Annotated in this window: 26 protein-coding genes; 23 read left to right on the top strand and 3 right to left on the bottom strand. The window is 66.8% G+C overall.

Annotation, left to right across the window (positions count from 1 at the left end; translation table 11 throughout):
* Window positions 1-3 precede the first annotated feature (3 nt).
* The 12 genes from WIX39_RS01985 to WIX39_RS01930 all read left to right on the top strand — a co-directional run bounded on the left by WIX39_RS01985 (window position 4) and on the right by WIX39_RS01930 (window position 6374).
* A complete protein-coding gene (locus tag WIX39_RS01985) occupies window positions 4-528 on the top strand; it encodes a hypothetical protein (protein ID WP_106936578.1) in 525 nt (174 codons plus the stop codon).
* A gap of 224 nt (window positions 529-752) precedes the next feature.
* Entirely contained in the window at window positions 753-1433 is a 681-nt protein-coding gene (rplC, locus tag WIX39_RS01980) for a 50S ribosomal protein L3 (RefSeq protein ID WP_081266124.1), read from the top strand.
* On the top strand, window positions 1433-2053 hold the full coding sequence (rplD, locus tag WIX39_RS01975; RefSeq protein WP_081266125.1) for a 50S ribosomal protein L4: 621 nt from the start codon (window positions 1433-1435) through the stop codon (window positions 2051-2053). Before rplC ends, rplD begins: the two co-directional genes overlap by 1 nt.
* Window positions 2050-2385 carry a 50S ribosomal protein L23 gene (rplW, locus tag WIX39_RS01970; protein ID WP_007838129.1) on the top strand — a complete coding sequence of 112 codons (336 nt, stop codon included), beginning with the start codon at window positions 2050-2052 and terminating at the stop codon, window positions 2383-2385. Before rplD ends, rplW begins: the two co-directional genes overlap by 4 nt.
* Window positions 2386-2387: 2 nt before the next feature.
* The gene (rplB, locus tag WIX39_RS01965; protein ID WP_015867666.1) at window positions 2388-3212 is read left to right on the top strand and encodes a 50S ribosomal protein L2; all 825 of its coding nucleotides are present in this window, start codon (window positions 2388-2390) and stop codon (window positions 3210-3212) included.
* 10 nt (window positions 3213-3222) lie between these two features.
* Window positions 3223-3501 carry a 30S ribosomal protein S19 gene (rpsS, locus tag WIX39_RS01960; RefSeq protein WP_007838132.1) on the top strand — a complete coding sequence of 93 codons (279 nt, stop codon included), beginning with the start codon at window positions 3223-3225 and terminating at the stop codon, window positions 3499-3501.
* A 9-nt stretch (window positions 3502-3510) separates the two neighbouring features.
* On the top strand, window positions 3511-3843 hold the full coding sequence (gene rplV, locus WIX39_RS01955) for a 50S ribosomal protein L22 (protein ID WP_007838134.1): 333 nt from the start codon (window positions 3511-3513) through the stop codon (window positions 3841-3843).
* A 17-nt stretch (window positions 3844-3860) separates the two neighbouring features.
* Window positions 3861-4772 carry a 30S ribosomal protein S3 gene (gene rpsC, locus WIX39_RS01950; protein ID WP_081266126.1) on the top strand — a complete coding sequence of 304 codons (912 nt, stop codon included), beginning with the start codon at window positions 3861-3863 and terminating at the stop codon, window positions 4770-4772.
* A gap of 52 nt (window positions 4773-4824) precedes the next feature.
* Window positions 4825-5241 carry a 50S ribosomal protein L16 gene (rplP, locus tag WIX39_RS01945; RefSeq protein ID WP_007838137.1) on the top strand — a complete coding sequence of 139 codons (417 nt, stop codon included), beginning with the start codon at window positions 4825-4827 and terminating at the stop codon, window positions 5239-5241.
* Between the two features lie 55 nt (window positions 5242-5296).
* A complete protein-coding gene (gene rpmC / locus WIX39_RS01940; RefSeq protein ID WP_026284221.1) occupies window positions 5297-5506 on the top strand; it encodes a 50S ribosomal protein L29 in 210 nt (69 codons plus the stop codon).
* Window positions 5507-5515: 9 nt separating this feature from the next.
* Window positions 5516-5785, top strand: coding sequence for a 30S ribosomal protein S17 (gene rpsQ, locus WIX39_RS01935; protein ID WP_015867662.1), 270 nt, complete (start codon window positions 5516-5518; stop codon window positions 5783-5785).
* 82 nt (window positions 5786-5867) lie between these two features.
* A complete protein-coding gene (locus WIX39_RS01930; protein WP_081266127.1) occupies window positions 5868-6374 on the top strand; it encodes a peroxiredoxin in 507 nt (168 codons plus the stop codon).
* Window positions 6375-6379: 5 nt separating this feature from the next.
* Here WIX39_RS01930 and WIX39_RS01925 read toward each other — a convergent pair whose 3' ends face one another.
* Entirely contained in the window at window positions 6380-6967 is a 588-nt protein-coding gene (locus WIX39_RS01925) for a GNAT family N-acetyltransferase (RefSeq protein ID WP_106936580.1), read from the bottom strand.
* Window positions 6964-7677: a cytochrome b/b6 domain-containing protein gene (locus tag WIX39_RS01920; RefSeq protein WP_409194426.1), complete on the bottom strand. Its 714-nt coding sequence runs from the start codon at window positions 7675-7677 to the stop codon at window positions 6964-6966. Before WIX39_RS01920 ends, WIX39_RS01925 begins: the two co-directional genes overlap by 4 nt.
* A gap of 155 nt (window positions 7678-7832) precedes the next feature.
* On the opposite strand from WIX39_RS01920, the gene WIX39_RS01915 reads away from it, so the two are divergent.
* Complete coding sequence (locus tag WIX39_RS01915; RefSeq protein ID WP_409194425.1) at window positions 7833-8279, top strand: c-type cytochrome; 447 nt, start codon at window positions 7833-7835, stop codon at window positions 8277-8279.
* Window positions 8280-8330: 51 nt separating this feature from the next.
* Here the strand turns inward: WIX39_RS01915 and WIX39_RS01910 are convergent, their stop codons facing one another.
* A complete protein-coding gene (locus WIX39_RS01910; protein WP_106936583.1) occupies window positions 8331-8828 on the bottom strand; it encodes a TlpA family protein disulfide reductase in 498 nt (165 codons plus the stop codon).
* 98 nt (window positions 8829-8926) lie between these two features.
* On the opposite strand from WIX39_RS01910, the gene WIX39_RS01905 reads away from it, so the two are divergent.
* The 10 genes from WIX39_RS01905 (at window position 8927) to WIX39_RS01860 (ending at window position 15610) form a co-directional block, all read left to right on the top strand.
* The gene (locus tag WIX39_RS01905; RefSeq protein WP_409194424.1) at window positions 8927-9463 is read left to right on the top strand and encodes a hypothetical protein; all 537 of its coding nucleotides are present in this window, start codon (window positions 8927-8929) and stop codon (window positions 9461-9463) included.
* A gap of 143 nt (window positions 9464-9606) precedes the next feature.
* Window positions 9607-10062 (top strand): PTS sugar transporter subunit IIA, encoded by a 456-nt coding sequence (locus WIX39_RS01900; protein ID WP_081266133.1) that lies wholly within the window; start codon window positions 9607-9609, stop codon window positions 10060-10062.
* The gene (locus WIX39_RS01895; protein WP_081266134.1) at window positions 10031-10300 is read left to right on the top strand and encodes an HPr family phosphocarrier protein; all 270 of its coding nucleotides are present in this window, start codon (window positions 10031-10033) and stop codon (window positions 10298-10300) included. The genes WIX39_RS01900 and WIX39_RS01895 overlap by 32 nt, the downstream gene beginning before the upstream one ends.
* A 10-nt stretch (window positions 10301-10310) precedes the next feature.
* Complete coding sequence (gene ptsP, locus WIX39_RS01890; RefSeq protein WP_081266135.1) at window positions 10311-12122, top strand: phosphoenolpyruvate--protein phosphotransferase; 1812 nt, start codon at window positions 10311-10313, stop codon at window positions 12120-12122.
* Between the two features lie 49 nt (window positions 12123-12171).
* Window positions 12172-12915, top strand: coding sequence for a YoaK family protein (locus WIX39_RS01885; RefSeq protein ID WP_409194423.1), 744 nt, complete (start codon window positions 12172-12174; stop codon window positions 12913-12915).
* 106 nt (window positions 12916-13021) lie between these two features.
* Complete coding sequence (locus WIX39_RS01880) at window positions 13022-13399, top strand: DUF4148 domain-containing protein (protein ID WP_205367667.1); 378 nt, start codon at window positions 13022-13024, stop codon at window positions 13397-13399.
* Between the two features lie 132 nt (window positions 13400-13531).
* Window positions 13532-13987, top strand: a complete 456-nt coding sequence (locus tag WIX39_RS01875) for a Spy/CpxP family protein refolding chaperone (protein WP_205367666.1) — start codon at window positions 13532-13534, stop codon at window positions 13985-13987.
* Window positions 13988-13989: 2 nt separating this feature from the next.
* Window positions 13990-14487: a DUF4260 domain-containing protein gene (locus tag WIX39_RS01870; RefSeq protein ID WP_409194422.1), complete on the top strand. Its 498-nt coding sequence runs from the start codon at window positions 13990-13992 to the stop codon at window positions 14485-14487.
* A 5-nt stretch (window positions 14488-14492) separates the two neighbouring features.
* The gene (locus WIX39_RS01865; RefSeq protein ID WP_409194421.1) at window positions 14493-14867 is read left to right on the top strand and encodes a hypothetical protein; all 375 of its coding nucleotides are present in this window, start codon (window positions 14493-14495) and stop codon (window positions 14865-14867) included.
* A gap of 50 nt (window positions 14868-14917) precedes the next feature.
* Entirely contained in the window at window positions 14918-15610 is a 693-nt protein-coding gene (locus WIX39_RS01860) for a response regulator transcription factor (RefSeq protein ID WP_172839771.1), read from the top strand.
* The last annotated feature ends 17 nt before the right edge of the window (window positions 15611-15627 follow it).

Raw genomic sequence — 15627 nt, 5'->3', positions numbered from 1 at the left:
GCCATGAACATCCGCACCCAATCGACGATGGCGCTGGCATGGCTTGCGCTGGCAACGGCGTCGGCGCCAGTCCTGGCCGATGGCATGCCGGGGTCGCGAGGCGCCAGGCAGTCGGCGGCCCAGCCCGTGGTGACCGCGTCCAGAAAGTCCAACGACTCCGGCGTTACGTTGCAGTACCAATTCAGCGGCAATCCCCAGGTGGGCAAGCCGACGGCCATCACCCTGCAGTTCGATGGCGTCGCCAGCCCCGACGGCGCGACCGTGCGCCTGAGCCCGGACGCCGGGCTGACGTTGTCGGGCAGCAACACGCTGACTTTGTCGCCAGGCGCACGTACCAGCGCCACCGTCACGGTGGTGAGCGACCGCGAAGGCATCGCCTATCTGAATGTCTTCATCGCGCAGGGCAATGCGCGCAGCGCCATCTCCATTCCTGTGCAGACCGGCTCGGACGCGCCCTCCATGAAGCCGGCGGGCGAGGTGAAGGCCGTGCCCGGTGGCGAAAAGATCATCTCGCTGCCCGCTCAATAAGCGGGAAACCTGCGCTCGAGGCCCTGAACAAGGGGCCTGAGCGGCCGCTTGCATGGCCTGCGCATCGCGGGCTATAATCGCTGGCTCTGCCCTTGTTGCGTCCGCAAGGCGCCATGCGGGCAGAGATTTATCAACCTTCTTCCGTAGCCGGAGAAATCTGGCAAACGCTGTTGCCAATTGAAGTGGCAGTGGCGGAAGAGGATTTCCATTTTTGGAGAAAACATATGAGTCTGAGCAACTCCCTCGGGTTGCTGGGCCGCAAGGTGGGGATGATGCGTCTCTTCACCGATGACGGGGACGCAGTTCCTGTCACGGTGGTGGATGTGTCCAACAACCGTGTGACCCAGATCAAGTCCCAAGAGACCGATGGCTACGTCGCCCTGCAAGTGACGTTCGGTTCGCGCAAAGCATCGCGCGTGACCAAGCCCGAAGCCGGCCACCTCGCCAAGGCGGGTGTCGAAGCAGGCGAAATCATCCAGGAATTCCGCGTTACCGCCGATACCGCAGGTCAGCACAAGGCTGGCGGCGTGATCGCCGTGAACAGCGTTTTCACCGTGGGCCAGAAGGTGGACGTGCAAGGCACCTCCATCGGCAAGGGCTACGCTGGCACGATCAAGCGTCACAACATGAGCTCGCAACGCGCGTCGCACGGTAACAGCCGTTCGCACAACGTTCCCGGCTCGATCGGTATGGCGCAAGACCCCGGTCGCGTGTTCCCCGGCAAGCGCATGACGGGCCACCTCGGCGACGTCACCCGCACGACGCAAAACCTCGACGTGTTCCGCATCGACGAAGCACGCCAACTGCTGCTCATCAAGGGCGCGATCCCGGGTTCGAAGGGTGGCTTCGTCACCGTGCGTCCCGCCATCAAGGCCAAGCCGCAAGCGGCTGAAGGAGCGAAGTAATGCAACTCGAACTCCTGAACGAGCAAGGCCAGGCCGCGTCGAAGTACGACGCCCCCGAGACCGTGTTCGGCCGTGACTACAACGAAGACTTGGTCCACCAGATCGTCGTTGCATTCCAGGCCAACGCCCGCCAAGGCACGCGCGCCCAGAAGGACCGCGAACAGGTCAAGCACTCGACCAAGAAGCCTTTCAAGCAAAAGGGAACGGGCCGTGCCCGCGCCGGTATGACGTCCTCGCCGCTGTGGCGCGGGGGTGGTCGCATCTTCCCGAACATGCCTGACGAAAACTTCTCGCAGAAGATCAACAAGAAGATGTACCGCGCCGGCATGGCGTCCATCTTCTCGCAACTCGCTCGCGAAGGCCGTCTGGCCGTGGTCGACTCGATCAAGGTCGATTCGCCCAAGACCAAGCCGCTGGCTGCCCGTTTCAAGGCGATGAATCTCGAGTCCGTGCTCGTGATCGCCGAAGAAGTCGACGAAAACCTGTACCTTGCCTCGCGCAATCTGGTGAACGTTCTCGTGGTCGAACCCCGCTACGCCGATCCGGTGTCGCTGGTTCACTACAAGAAGGTGCTGGTCACCAAGGGTGCCGTCGACAAGCTCAAGGAGATGTTCGCATGAGCCGCGTGAACCCTACCGCCGCTGAACGTACGTTCGAAGAAGGCCGCCTGATGGCGGTGCTGGTCGCTCCGATCGTGTCCGAAAAGGCCACGATGGTCGGCGAGAAGTCGAACGCTGTCACTTTCAAGGTGCTGCAAGACGCCACCAAGCCCGAGATCAAGGCCGCTGTCGAACTGATGTTCAAGGTCGAAGTCCAGGGCGTGTCGGTGCTCAACACCAAGGGCAAGACCAAGCGCTTTGGCAAGTCCATCGGCCGCCGCGACAACGTGCGCAAGGCCTATGTGACCCTGAAGCCGGGTCAAGAGCTCAACCTCGTCGGGGAAGGCGCTTAATCATGGCCGTCATCAAGATGAAACCCACTTCGCCGGGCCAACGCGGCGCGGTGAAGATCTCGCGTGACCACCTGTTCAAGGGTGCTCCTCACGCTCCCCTGCTGGAACCCCAGTTCCAGAAGGCCGGCCGTAACAACAACGGTCACATCACGATCCGTCATCGTGGCGGCGGTGCCAAGCACCACTACCGCGTCGTCGACTTCGTGCGCAACAAGGACGGCATCCCGGCCAAGGTCGAACGCATCGAATACGACCCGAACCGTACCGCCCACATCGCTCTGGTCTGCTACGCCGACGGCGAGCGCCGCTACATCATCGCCCCGCGCGGTCTGGAAGCCGGTGCAACGCTGCTGTCGGGCTCCGAAGCGCCGATCCGCGCCGGCAACACCCTGCCGATCCGCAACATCCCGGTCGGCTCGACGATCCACTGCATCGAACTGCAACCCGGCAAGGGCGCGCAGATCGCTCGTTCGGCCGGTACGTCGGCCACGCTGCTGGCCCGTGAAGGCGTCTACGCCCAGGTCCGCATGCGTTCGGGCGAAGTTCGCCGCATTCACATCGAATGCCGCGCGACCATCGGTGAAGTTGCCAACGAAGAACACAGCCTGCGCCAGCTCGGCAAGGCCGGTGTGAAGCGTCACATGGGTATTCGCCCGACCGTTCGCGGCGTGGTGATGAACCCGGTCGACCACCCGCACGGTGGTGGCGAAGGCAAGACTGGCGAAGGCCGCCATCCTGTCGACCCATGGGGCAACCTGACCAAGGGCTATCGCACCCGTAACAACAAGCGCACGCAGGTCTTCATCGTGTCGCGTCGCAAGAAGTAAGGGATAGCCAATGACTCGCTCTCTCAAAAAGGGTCCTTTCGTCGACCACCACCTCGTGGCCAAGGCCGACAAGGCCGTGACGACCAAGGACAAGAAGCCGATCAAGACCTGGTCGCGCCGCTCGATGGTTCTGCCCGAGTTCATCGGTCTGACCATCGCCGTGCACAACGGCAAGCAACACGTGCCCGTGTACATCACCGACCAGATGGTCGGCCACAAGCTCGGCGAATTTGCGCTCACGCGCACGTTCAAGGGGCACCCCGCGGACAAAAAAGTCCAGAAGAAGTAAGGAACGACCATGTCTGAAACACGTGCAGTCCTCCGCGGTGTCCGCCTGTCGGTCGACAAGGGCCGTCTGGTCGCTGACCTGATCCGCGGCAAGAAGGTCGATCAAGCGCTCAACGTTCTGCAGTTCACGCAGAAGAAGGCCGCTGTGATCATCAAGAAGGTGCTGGAGTCGGCTATCGCCAACGCCGAGCACAACGACGGTGCCGACATCGACGAGCTGAAGGTCAAGACCATCTACGTCGAGCAAGGTGCAACGCTCAAGCGCTTCACCGCGCGGGCCAAGGGTCGCGGCAATCGCATCAGCAAGCCCACGTGCCATGTGTACGTGACGGTTGGCAACTAAGAAGGCCTGGAAGAAATATGGGACAGAAAATCCACCCAACCGGGTTCCGCCTTGCGGTTACCCGTAACTGGTCCAGCCGCTGGTACGCAAGCGACCGCGATTTCGCGGGCATGCTGGCCGAAGACATCAAGGTTCGCGAATACCTGAAGAAGAAGCTGAAGAACGCTTCGGTGTCGCGCGTCATGATCGAACGTCCCGCCAAGAACGCACGCATCACGATCTACTCGGCACGTCCGGGCGTCGTGATCGGCAAGAAGGGCGAAGACATCGAGAACCTCAAGCGCGAACTGGGCAAGCAGCTCGGCGTGCCGGTTGCGGTCAACATCGAAGAAGTGCGCAAGCCCGAAATCGATGCGCAGCTGATCGCCGACAGCATCACGCAGCAGCTCGAAAAGCGGATCATGTTCCGCCGCGCCATGAAGCGCGCCATGCAGAACGCCATGCGTCTGGGTGCCCTGGGCATCAAGATCATGTCGGCTGGCCGCCTGAACGGCATCGAAATCGCTCGTACCGAGTGGTACCGCGAAGGCCGCGTGCCGCTTCACACCCTGCGCGCCGACATCGACTACGGCACCTCGGAAGCCAAGACCACCTACGGCGTCATCGGCGTCAAGGTCTGGGTCTACAAGGGCGACACGCTGGGTCGTAACGACCTGCCGGCCGTCGAAACGCCGCGTCCCGAAGAAGAACGTCGTCCGCGCGGTCCGCGCCGTGACGGTCGCCCTGGCGATCGTCCGGGTGGCGACCGTCGTGGTCCCGGCCCCCGTGCCGGCGGCCGCGGCCCGATCGGTGGCAACACCGCTCCGGCCGATGGCAGCGACAAGCCCGCAGAAGCAACCGGCGGTGCCGGTGCAGACTCGAAACCCGCCGTTAAGCGCGTCCGCAAAGCCGCGCCCGCTGCAGCAGCGGACGGTGCCAAGACCGAGTAATCGGTCGCTCCCGGGCACGCAAGTGCCTGGGGCCCTCACGGAGTAATAAAACATGCTGCAACCTGCACGCAGAAAGTTCCGCAAGGAACAAAAGGGCCGCAACACCGGCATCGCAACCACGGGTAACTCGGTTGCGTTCGGTGACTTCGGTCTCAAATGCACCGACCGCGGCCGCCTCACGGCGCGCCAGATCGAAGCCGCTCGTCGCGCGATTTCGCGTCACGTGAAGCGCGGTGGCCGTATCTGGATCCGCGTGTTCCCGGACAAGCCGATCTCGACCAAGCCCGCAGAAGTGCGGATGGGTAACGGTAAGGGCAACCCCGAGTACTACGTCGCTGAAATCCAGCCCGGCAAGATCGTGTTCGAGATCGTCGGCGTGCCCGAAGAACTCGCCCGCGAAGCGTTCCGCCTGGCCGCCGCCAAGCTTCCGCTGCGTACGACTTTCGTCGCTCGCCAGCTCGGCGCCTGAGAGGAGAACACTTATGGCAACCCGTAAGAAGAAAGAAACCGCGGCTCCGGCCAAGGTGACGAAGGCCGCAACCCTGCGCACGAAGGACGTCGCAGGCCTGCAAGCCGAAATCAAGGATCTGCAGAAGGCCCATTTCGGCCTGCGCATGCAGAAGGCCACGCAACAGCTGTCGAACACCTCGACGCTGCGCGTGACGCGTCGCGACATCGCACGCGCCAAGACCATTCTTGCGCAGAAGCAGCAAGAAACCCAAGCCGCCAAGTAAGGAGTGAACATGACGGAAGCTAAAAAATCCCTCAAGCGCACCTTGATCGGCAAGGTGGTCAGCGACAAGCGTGCCAAGACCGTGACCGTGCTGGTCGAGCGCCGTGTCAAGCACGAGCTCTACGGCAAGATCGTGGCCAAGACGAGCAAGTACCACGCCCATGACGAAAAGGGCGAGTACAAGCTGGGCGACACCATCGAGATCACGGAAAGCCGTCCGATCTCGAAGACCAAGAACTGGGTCGTGACCCGTCTGGTCGAGAAGGCCGTCCTGGTCTGATCAATCATTGGGGCCCCCTGGGGCAACCAATCCGGAAACGGCCCACAATGTGGGCCGTTTTTCTTTTTCTGGAGCACATCGAATGATCAAAGTCGGCGACACCCTTCCCGCGGCCACCCTGCAGGAATATTCCGAAGTCGAGGGCGAGGGCTGCAGCATCGGCCCGAACGCCGTGGACGTGGCCAAGGCTTCGGCCGGCAAGACCATCGCGCTGTTCGCGCTGCCAGGCGCCTTCACGCCCACCTGCTCGGCCAAGCACGTGCCGGGCTACGTGCAGCACTTCGACGACTTCAAGGCTGCCGGCGTGGACGAGATCTGGTGCGTGAGCGTGAACGATGCTTTCGTGATGGGCGCCTGGGCGCGCGACCAGAAGACCGGCGCCAAGGTGCGCATGCTGGCCGACGGCAGCGCCGATTTCGCCAAGGCCACCGGCCTCACGCTCGACCTGACCGGCCGCGGCATGGGTCTGCGCAGCAACCGTTATTCGATGCTGGTGAAGGACGGCAAGGTCGCGACGCTGAACGTCGAAGCGCCGGGCAAGTTCGAAGTGAGCAACGCCGAGACGCTGCTGGCGCAAGCCCGCGGCTGATCCGGCTAGAGATCCACCTTCAGGTAGTGGGCCCCGGCGACGGGGTTGTGATAGTAGGGCGGCACCTCCGCGAAGCCCAGGTCTTCGTAGAGGGCCCGCGCCGACTCCATGTCGTCGAGGGTGTCGAGCAGCACGCAGCCGTAGCCAGAGCTGCGCGCGGCATCGAGGATCGCCTCGGCCAGCTGCCGGCCCAGGCCCAGTCCGCGGAAACCAGGGCGCACGTACAGGCGCTTCATCTCGGCCGCGTTGGCGTAGTCCGCGCTGTCCAGCGGACGCAGCGCGCAGCATCCCGCCACGTGCGCCAGCGTGCCGTCGGCGCGTTTCAGGGTCGGCGCCTGGCGGCCGGCGTCTTCCTTCACGTTGACCGGATCGACCAGCGCCAGCAGCAGCGTGCCGCGCGGCTCGGCGTATTCGCCCGGCAGGCCGGCCAGTTCGCCTTCGAAATCCTGGAAGTCGAGGTCGATGCCGAGCGAATTCGCATAGTCGCGGAAGATCGCGCGTACGGCATCGATCTCGTGCGCCTCCTCGGGCGTCAGCAGCACGACGGCGGGCATGGCCGCCAGCGGCAGTGGGCGTGAAACGGAAAAGCTCATATGCGCAACGAAGAAATCCAGTAAGCCACGCCCGCGCAAAGCGCGAACACCACGAGGGCAAACGCGCGCGAGGCCGCATCGTCGCGGCTCGGTGCGACATTGCCTCCGGCGCCGGCGGCGATCAGCTTGTCGCCCGTCACCATCGGCCGCACCAGCCGGTGCCGCTTGACGAGTGCATGGAACAGCACGGCCAGCACGTGCAGGCTCGCGAACGCGATCACGATCCACTTGCCCCAGGCCTTGTGCCAGCTCGTGGCCAAGCTCACCGTCTCGCTCGAGACAAAGCGCGTGAGCGGTCCGGAGGCCGCGATCTCGTCGTCCGCCGTCAGCCCGGTCGCCACCTGGAGCGCAAGGATGGCCAGCACGGCGAAAACCGACAGGGCGCCCAGCGGGTTGTGCCCGATCAGATGGTCCGGATGAGCCTTCCCGCGCAGATAGGCGACCACGGAGCCTGGCCCGTAGACGAAGGCCGCGAAGCGCGACCAGCGCCCGCCGACGAAGCCCCAGGCCAGCCGGAAAAGCAGCAGCGCGAGCACCGCGTAGCCCAGGCGGAAGTGCCATTCCATGATGCCGTTCAGGCCGGTGCCGATCAGGCCGATCACGGCAATGGCCAGCGCCCAGTGGAAAAGGCGCGTCGGCAGGTCCCAGACCCGGGTGGCCGTGCCGGTGCCGAAGGCCGTTCGAGGGGCGGCCACGGAGGAGTCGGTCATCGAAGGAGGCGCGGAGGGCGCAATGCTGCGGAAGGCGCAGATTAGCAAAGTCCGGACCCTCATTCGCTTCGGGTTGTTGCTATGAGCCCGGCGCCGGCGCGACCTACACTCGCGCGGCGCCGCGCCAGACGGCGTTTCCCCAACGAGGAGCCCCGATGACCCGATTTGCTTCATTCGCCGTTGCAGCCGCCTGCGCTGCGATGTCCCTGCCCGCCGCAGCCCAGTTCGCCAAGCCCGAGGACGCCATCAAGTACCGCCAGAGCGGGCTGTTCGTGATGAGCCAGCATTTCAGCCGTCTCGGCGCCATGGCCAACGGCCGTGCGCCCTACGACGCCGCCGTGGCCGCCGCCAACGCCGAAGTGGTCGCCGACATGGCGAAGCTGCCCTGGGCGGCCTTCGGCCCCGGCACCGAGGGCGGCAAGGCCAGGCCCGACGTGTGGAAGGAAGACGCCAAGTTCAAGGAACGCCAGCAGAAGCTGGTCGAAGAGACCGGCAAGCTGCTGGTGGCAGCCAAGGCCGGCAACATCGACGCGCTGAAGACCCAGTTCGGCCCGACCGCCGCGAGCTGCAAGTCGTGCCACGACAGCTTCCGCAACCAGTAAAAACAAAAGGCGCTCCTCGGAGCGCCTTTTTCCTTGTCGCCGGCCGAAGGATCAGGCTTCGGCCAGGAGTTTCTCGATCAGCTTGTGCAGCTCGGCGAAATCAGGCTCGCCCACATAGCGCTTCACGATCTCGCCGCGCTTGTTGACCAGGTAGGTGGTCGGCGTGAGCTTCACGTCGCCCCAGGCCTGCGCCACGCTGCCGGTGTTGTCGATCGCCACCTTGAACGGCAGCTTGCGCGTTTCGGCGAAATTGACGACGTAGCTCGGCGGGTCGTAGCTCATGGCCACTGCCAGCGTGTCGTAGCCCCGGGCCTTGTATTTGTCGTAGGTGGCGATGACCTTGGGCATCTCGCCGACGCAGGTCACGCAGCTCGTGGCCCAGAAGTTGACCAGCGTGACCTTGCCCTTCAGGTCGGCCGTGCTCTTTTTCGTGCCGTCGAGCAGCACGAAGGTCGAGGCCGGGGCGGCGGTGGCGCCGGAGCCGAGGTACACGCCCACGCCGGTGGCCAATGCGATGACGACGGCGGCAGCGGCGATGTATTTTTTCATGGCAGCGTAGAGAGGAGGGCGGCGCGATTTTAGTTCCGCCCGCCCGATCGTGCTTGCGACGCCCCGCCGGCCCCGGGCGGCTCGATAATCGCTCCCCCATGCCGTCGTCGCCCTTTCCATCTTCCTGGCTTGCGTTGGTCGCGGCGGCCCTGCTCGCCGCCTGCAGCCCCACCTTCAACTGGCGCGACGTGCCGGTCGGCGACGCCGGGCTGATCGCGATGCTGCCCTGCAAGGCCGACAAGGCGAACCGTGCCGTGCCGCTCGGTGCCGAATCGGTTCAGGTCGACATGACGGGCTGCGAAGCCGGTGGCGCGACTTTCGCCATCGCGCACGCTTCGGCCAGCGGGCCGGCCCAGGCCGAAGCCTGGCTCAATGCGTGGCGCACCGCCACCCGCGCCCAGCTCGGCGGCATGCAGGTGACCGAAACCAGCGCCAGCGTGCAGCGCGCGACCGCCGTGCCGCCGCCGCTGCGGCTGGATGCCCGACCGGCGCAGGCCGGCGCCCCCGTGCAGGTGCTGTGGTTCGCCCAATCGCAGAAGGACGGCACCGTGGCGCTCTACCAGGCCACCGTGCTCGGCAAGCCCTCCGCGGCCGATGCCTCGCAAACCTTCTTCGAAGGCCTGCGCTTCCCGTGAAGCGAGGCTGCTATTGTTTTGATAGCCGCGCGTGCCGCTCGCCCTGGGGCGGCACTGTCCGGTTTGCCGCGCTGCCGCGTTGTGTCATATATCTACATCCACTGGGCGCCCCCGCATAATCGGCGCGTCGTCCTCCGTCCCGCATGAACAGCATCCTCATCATCGCCCACTCACCGTTCGCACATGCGCTGCGGCAGTGCGCGCTGCATGTGTTCCCAGATTGCGAGCAGGCCATCGTCGCGCTCGACGTGTTGCCCAACGTGTCGCCCGAAGAAACGCTGGCCGCCGCGCGCATCACGCTCGCGCAGCAGCTGCACGCGCCCCGCGCGCAGGTGCTGGTGCTGGCCGACGTGTTCGGCGCCACGCCCTGCAACGTGGCGCAGAAGCTGGTGGACGGCGTCCGGTCGCGGCTGGTGGCGGGGGTCAATCTCCCGATGCTGCTGCGCGCCGTCACCTACCGGCACGAACCGCTCGAGACTCTGGTGCAACGGGCCCTGGCCGGCGGCACCGCGGGTGTCATGCAGGTGGCGGCGGCCGCTCCCCAGAACCAGGCGAAGAGAAAGCACAGTGATCAAGAAATCCGTGACCATCAGCAATAAGCTGGGCCTGCACGCACGCGCATCGGCCAAGTTGACCAAGCTCGCAGGCAGCTTTCCCTGCGAGGTCTGGCTCTCGCGCGGCGACCGCCGCATCAATGCCAAGAGCATCATGGGCGTCATGATGCTGGCCGCCGGGCTCGGCTCCACCGTGGAGCTCGAAACCAACGGCCCGCAGGAAGAAGAAGCGATGAACGCCATCGTCCATCTCATGGACGACAAGTTCGGCGAAGGAGAATAAGGACTCTCCCATGACCTTCGCAGTCCACGGCCTCCCTGTCGCCCGTGGCATTGCCATCGGGCGCGCTGTGCTGGTGGTGTCGAGCCGCATCGACGTGGCCCACTACTTCATCAAGCCCGAAGAGATCGAGACCGAGATCGACCGCGTGCGCACCGCGCGCAACGCGGTGGCCGACGAGCTCACCAAGCTGCAGGCCAACGTGGCCCAGATGGGCCCCAACGACGCGCCGCACGAGCTGGCGGCGCTGCTCGAGGTGCACCAGATGCTACTGCAGGACGAGGCCCTGAGCGGCGGCGTCAAGCACTGGATCAGCGAGCGGCTCTACAACGCCGAATGGGCGCTGACCACGCAGCTGGAAATCATCGCGCGCCAGTTCGACGAGATGGAAGACGCCTACCTGCGCGAACGCAAGGCCGACCTCGAGCAGGTGGTCGAGCGCCTGCTGCACCGCATGAAGGGCACGGCCGCCGTGCTCGCGCCGAGCCCGCCGCGCCGCAAGCGCGCCGCCGCGCCGGTCGACGACAACGACGAGCACGACGACCCCACCGCGGGCGACGGCATCGACGTGCCGCTGGTGCTGATCGCGCACGACCTGTCGCCGGCCGACATGCTGCAGTTCAAGAAGAGCGTGTTCGCCGGCTTCGTGACCGACGTGGGCGGGCGCACCTCGCACACCGCCATCGTCGCGCGCAGCATGGACATCCCGGCCGTGGTGGGCGCGCGCACCGCGAGCCAGCTGGTGCGCCAGGACGACTGGGTCATCATCGACGGCGATGCCGGCGTGGTCATCGTCGACCCCTCGCCGATCATCCTGGCCGAGTACGGCTTCAAGCAGCGCCAGGGCGACCTGGAGCGCGGGCGCCTCGCGCGGCTGCGCCACAAGCCGGCCGTCACGCTCGACGGCCAGCGCGTCGAGCTGCTGGCCAACATCGAGATGCCCGAGGACACCGTGGGCGCCGTCAAGGCCGGCGCGGTGGGCGTCGGGCTGTTCCGCAGCGAATTCCTCTTCATGGGCCGCGAATCTTCGGCCCGCCAGACGCGCCTGCCCGACGAGGAAGAGCAATACCAGGCCTACAAGCGCGCGGTCGAGGGCATGCAGGGCATGCCGGTCACCATCCGCACCATCGACGTGGGCGCCGACAAGCCGCTGGACAGCAAGTCGGCCAACAAGCAGGAGCACCTGAACCCCGCGCTCGGCCTGCGCGCCATACGCTGGAGCCTGGCCGACCCGGCGATGTTCCTCACGCAGCTGCGCGCCATCCTGCGGGCCGCCGCGCACGGCGAGATCCACCTGCTGATTCCCATGCTCGCGCATGCCAGCGAGATCCGCCAGACCATGTCGCTGATCGACTTCGCGCGGGCCGAGCTCGACAACCGCGGCGCGGTGTACGGCCCGGTCAAGCTCGGCGCCATGATCGAGATACCGGCCGCGGCGCTCACGCTGCGCATCTTCCTGAAGCACTTCGACTTCCTGTCGATCGGCACCAACGACCTGATCCAGTACACGCTGGCCATCGACCGCGCCGACGAGTCGGTGGCGCACCTCTACGACCCGGCGCACCCGGCCGTGCTCAAGCTCGTGGCCGACACCATCGCCGAGTGCCGCCGGCAGGGCAAGGGCGTGTCGGTGTGCGGCGAGATGGCAGGCGACGTGGCGTTCACGCGGCTGCTGCTCGGGCTGGGCCTGCGCAGCTTCTCGATGCACCCCTCGCGCATCCTCGCGGTCAAGCAGGAAGTGCTGCGCGCCGACACCGGCAAGCTCGAGGCGTGGGCCAGGGGCGTGCTCGAATCCGACGACCCGGCCGCCGCGCTCGCGGGCTGAGTCTTTTCGTGGCGCGCGGCACCGCGCATTGCCAAGGGACATCGCTCGCATGACTTCGCCTTCGTCCACGCCCGCCGCGCCCGCCGCGCCCGCCGCGCCCGCCGCCCACGCTGCCGACGTGGCGCCCGTCGATCCTCCCGGCCACGGCATGCTGCTCGCCTTCACCGGCGGCTTCGTCGACACGCTCGGCTTCGTCGCGCTGTTCGGCCTCTTCACCGCGCACGTCACCGGCAACTTCGTGCTCATCGGCGCGGCGATGGCGGGCGACGGCCATGCGGATGTGGTCGGCAAGCTGCTGGCGCTGCCGACCTTCGTCATCGGCGTCGCGGCCACGCGCCTGTTCCAGCTGCGGCGCGAACGGCAAGGGCGCGACACCGCCGCGCCGCTGGTCGCCATCCAGCTCGCGGGCCTCGCGGCCTTCATGCTTGCGGGCGTGTGGGCCGGGCCCTTCGCACACGGCGGCGGCATGCACGCCATCGGCGTCGGGCTGATGGGCGTGCTGGCGATGTCGGTGCAGAACACCGCCGCGCGCAGCGTGTTCTCGCGCCTGACGCCCAGCACCGTGATGACAGGCAACGTCACGCAGCTGGTGATGGACCTGGTCGACATCGCCACGCGCGCGCCCGGCATGGCGGCGGCCGGTGCCCGCCTGCACAAGGCGTGGCCGCCGGTGGCCACGTTCGCCGCCGGCTCGCTGGCGGGCGGGTTGGGCTATGCGCATGCGGGCTTCTGGGCGCTGCTCGCGCCCTGCATCGCGCTCGCGGTGCTGCTGCGGCTGCTGCGAAAGCACTAGCGCCGCAATAAAACGAAACACGCCGAAACTGCGGCGAAAGGACTTGCGGCGGCCCCGCAAGCACGATCAGGCCTTCTCTTCCAACCCTGAAAGAAAGGCCTGCCAAATGAAGCAATCTCTCTCCCTGACCCAGATCATCGCCGTCGGTTCGTTCGCCATGCTCGCGGCGGCCGGTGCCAAGGCTGAAAGCTACGAGGGCGTGCTGCCCGCCGTGTCGGCCAAGAGCCGCGCCGAAGTCAGCGCCGAAGCCGTGCGTACCGCCTCGGCGCCCAACCAGAACGTGGTGCGCGGCTCGCGCGGTCCGGAGACCGTGGCCGTGTCGACCGAGCGCGCCCGCGTCGTCGCCGAAGCCGTGCGCACCGCGGCGGCGCCCGATCAGAACGTGTCCTCGGGCTCGCGCGTGAACAGCCAGGTCATCTCGACCATGCAGAACCCGGTGGACGCACGCGCCTCGGCGGCCAACGCCAAGAGCAGCCGCCTGTAATCCCTCCAATCAACGATGCCCCTTTTTCAGGGACACCGTGGAACCGGCTTTGCCGGGCCACGGGTGTCGCCCCCGGTAGGGGGGTGGCGGCCACACGAAGTGGGCAAGCCTGGGGGCGAGCAAGGAACAATCATGAAGCACTGGATCAAACGTACTCTCTTCGGTTTTGCCGGCCTGGCAGTGGTGGCCGGCAGCATCGCCGGCTGCGCCGGCCACCGCCACGGCTGGAGCGGCAACAGTGCCGAGTTCCGCGCCAAGATGGTCGAACGCGTGGGCAGCAAGCTCGAGCTCGACGCCAACCAGAAACAGAAGCTCACCGTGCTGGCCGAGAAGATGCAGGCGCAGCGTGAAGCCATGCGCGGCGCAGGCGGCTCGGGCGACCCGCGCTCGCAGTTCAAGGCGCTGTTCGCGGGCAACAAGCTCGACCAGGCCGGTGCCGCACGACTCGTCGACGAGAAGACCGCGGCGGTGCGCGCCGGCAGCCCCGAGATCATCGCGGCCGCCGCCGACTTCTACGACAACCTGAACGCCGCGCAGCAGCAGAAGGTGCGCGACTTCATGGAGCGCGGCGGCCGCCGCTGGAACTGAGCATGGGCTCGCCCCCAGTCTTCGCGCACTTCGTGTCGCTTCGCCTTCCCCCTCTCCGGGGGCGATACCTGCGGCCCGGCGAAGCCGGTTCCGCGGTATCCCGCGAACAGGCCTCTGGCGCCGCGGCCGCGGGTGGCGTGCGTGCGCTGCTGCGCCTCGAGGGCGCGGTGGTGCTTGGCGTGGCGCTTGCCGCGTACGCGCAGTACGGGCTGGGCTGGGGCGTGTTCGCGCTCTGGCTGCTGGCGCCCGACCTCGCGATGCTCGGCTACCTTGCCGGGCCGCGCGTGGGCGCGGCGCTGTACAACGCGACGCACTCGTACGTCGGCCCCTCACTTTTGCTCGCGCTCGGCGTGCTCGCGGCCACGCCGTGGGCGGTGGCCGGCGGGTTGATCTGGTTCGCCCACATCGGCTTCGACCGCGCGCTCGGCTACGGGCTCAAGTACGCCGCCGGTTTCGGGCTCACGCATCTCGGCCGCATCGGCCGGGCCGATCCGTGGTGAGCGCGATGGCCGCCCCCGTCATGCGCCCGCGTATCGCGCGCGCATGGATGCTGGCCGAGGCGCTCACGCTCGGTGTCGCGTCGACGGTGCATGCCGGCTACCTCGTGCCGGGCCATGCGCACGCACCGGCGCGCATCGCCGAGGCGGTGATCGCGACGGTGCTGGTGCTGGCTGCGGTCGAGACCTGGCTGCGTCCCGCGCATGCGCGGCGCGCCGCGATCTTCGGCCAGGGCTTCGCGCTGCTGGGCACGCTGGTCGGGCTGGGCACCATCGTGGCCGGCATCGGCCCCGGCTCCACGGGCGACGTGGTCTACCACGCGCTGCTGCTCGCAATTCTGGTGGCAGGCCTGACCTGGGCGGTGCGATGCCGGCGGGTCTGATGGTGAGCGAAGTCATCCGCCACATGCTTGCCAGGAGGCACAATCCCGCCATGCCGCGCATCCTGCTGATCGACGACGACGAACACCTCGCCGCGCCGCTGACCACCTACTTCGCACGCTTCGGCTGCACGCTCGAAAGCGCCGTGCGCCCGAGCGAAGGCCTCGCCAAGCTGCGCGCCGGCCAATACGACGCCGCCATCCTCGACGTCATGCTGCCCGAGATGGACGGCTTCGAGCTGTGCCGCGAGATCCGCAAGGAAAGCGACATCCCCATCGTGATGCTCACCGCGCGCGGCGAAGTGATGGACCGCGTGGTCGGCCTCGAACTGGGCGCCGACGACTACGTGCCCAAGCCCTTCGAGCCGCGCGAGCTGGTGGCGCGCGTGCAGACCATCCTGCGCCGCCAGCGCAGCGCGCCGCCGGCCGCAAGCAGCACGCAGCAGCGCGTGTTCGACGGCCTGTCGATCGACCTCGACCGCCGACAGGTGCTGCGCCACGGCGAGCGCGTGGAGCTCACCGGCACCGAGTTCGAGCTGCTTGCGCTGCTGGCCGGCGAACCCGGCAAGGTCTTCAGCCGCGACGACATCCTCAACCGCCTGCGCGGCCACGAGGCCGAGCTTTACACGCGCGCGGTCGACATCGTGGTGAGCCGCCTGCGCAAGAAGCTGGAGCCGCTGGACTGCATCAAGACGCTGCGCAATGCCGGCTACGCACTGGCCGTGGCGCGCAGCGAGACTGCATGAGCTTCAACCGCAGGTTC

The sequence above is a fragment of the Variovorax sp. AB1(2024) genome (genome assembly GCF_037482385.2).
In the GTDB taxonomy this organism is placed as follows: domain Bacteria; phylum Pseudomonadota; class Gammaproteobacteria; order Burkholderiales; family Burkholderiaceae_C; genus Variovorax.
Note: the sequence above shows the minus strand (reverse complement) of the source record. Positions and strands in the feature narration are given on the sequence as shown.

What these genes read in the sequence shown, in the direction of transcription:
- WIX39_RS01985 (WP_106936578.1), top strand. Translation starts at nt 4, where the DNA reads ATGAACATCCGCACCCAATCGACGATGGCGCTGGCATGGCTTGCGCTG.
- rplC (WP_081266124.1), top strand. Translation starts at nt 753, where the DNA reads ATGAGTCTGAGCAACTCCCTCGGGTTGCTGGGCCGCAAGGTGGGGATG.
- rplD (WP_081266125.1), top strand. Translation starts at nt 1,433, where the DNA reads ATGCAACTCGAACTCCTGAACGAGCAAGGCCAGGCCGCGTCGAAGTAC.
- rplW (WP_007838129.1), top strand. Translation starts at nt 2,050, where the DNA reads ATGAGCCGCGTGAACCCTACCGCCGCTGAACGTACGTTCGAAGAAGGC.
- rplB (WP_015867666.1), top strand. Translation starts at nt 2,388, where the DNA reads ATGGCCGTCATCAAGATGAAACCCACTTCGCCGGGCCAACGCGGCGCG.
- rpsS (WP_007838132.1), top strand. Translation starts at nt 3,223, where the DNA reads ATGACTCGCTCTCTCAAAAAGGGTCCTTTCGTCGACCACCACCTCGTG.
- rplV (WP_007838134.1), top strand. Translation starts at nt 3,511, where the DNA reads ATGTCTGAAACACGTGCAGTCCTCCGCGGTGTCCGCCTGTCGGTCGAC.
- rpsC (WP_081266126.1), top strand. Translation starts at nt 3,861, where the DNA reads ATGGGACAGAAAATCCACCCAACCGGGTTCCGCCTTGCGGTTACCCGT.
- rplP (WP_007838137.1), top strand. Translation starts at nt 4,825, where the DNA reads ATGCTGCAACCTGCACGCAGAAAGTTCCGCAAGGAACAAAAGGGCCGC.
- rpsQ (WP_015867662.1), top strand. Translation starts at nt 5,516, where the DNA reads ATGACGGAAGCTAAAAAATCCCTCAAGCGCACCTTGATCGGCAAGGTG.
- WIX39_RS01930 (WP_081266127.1), top strand. Translation starts at nt 5,868, where the DNA reads ATGATCAAAGTCGGCGACACCCTTCCCGCGGCCACCCTGCAGGAATAT.
- WIX39_RS01925 (WP_106936580.1), bottom strand. Translation starts at nt 6,967, where the DNA reads ATGAGCTTTTCCGTTTCACGCCCACTGCCGCTGGCGGCCATGCCCGCC.
- WIX39_RS01920 (WP_409194426.1), bottom strand. Translation starts at nt 7,677, where the DNA reads ATGACCGACTCCTCCGTGGCCGCCCCTCGAACGGCCTTCGGCACCGGC.
- WIX39_RS01915 (WP_409194425.1), top strand. Translation starts at nt 7,833, where the DNA reads ATGACCCGATTTGCTTCATTCGCCGTTGCAGCCGCCTGCGCTGCGATG.
- WIX39_RS01910 (WP_106936583.1), bottom strand. Translation starts at nt 8,828, where the DNA reads ATGAAAAAATACATCGCCGCTGCCGCCGTCGTCATCGCATTGGCCACC.
- WIX39_RS01905 (WP_409194424.1), top strand. Translation starts at nt 8,927, where the DNA reads ATGCCGTCGTCGCCCTTTCCATCTTCCTGGCTTGCGTTGGTCGCGGCG.
- WIX39_RS01900 (WP_081266133.1), top strand. Translation starts at nt 9,607, where the DNA reads ATGAACAGCATCCTCATCATCGCCCACTCACCGTTCGCACATGCGCTG.
- ptsP (WP_081266135.1), top strand. Translation starts at nt 10,311, where the DNA reads ATGACCTTCGCAGTCCACGGCCTCCCTGTCGCCCGTGGCATTGCCATC.
- WIX39_RS01885 (WP_409194423.1), top strand. Translation starts at nt 12,172, where the DNA reads ATGACTTCGCCTTCGTCCACGCCCGCCGCGCCCGCCGCGCCCGCCGCG.
- WIX39_RS01880 (WP_205367667.1), top strand. Translation starts at nt 13,022, where the DNA reads ATGAAGCAATCTCTCTCCCTGACCCAGATCATCGCCGTCGGTTCGTTC.
- WIX39_RS01875 (WP_205367666.1), top strand. Translation starts at nt 13,532, where the DNA reads ATGAAGCACTGGATCAAACGTACTCTCTTCGGTTTTGCCGGCCTGGCA.
- WIX39_RS01870 (WP_409194422.1), top strand. Translation starts at nt 13,990, where the DNA reads ATGGGCTCGCCCCCAGTCTTCGCGCACTTCGTGTCGCTTCGCCTTCCC.
- WIX39_RS01865 (WP_409194421.1), top strand. Translation starts at nt 14,493, where the DNA reads ATGGCCGCCCCCGTCATGCGCCCGCGTATCGCGCGCGCATGGATGCTG.
- WIX39_RS01860 (WP_172839771.1), top strand. Translation starts at nt 14,918, where the DNA reads ATGCCGCGCATCCTGCTGATCGACGACGACGAACACCTCGCCGCGCCG.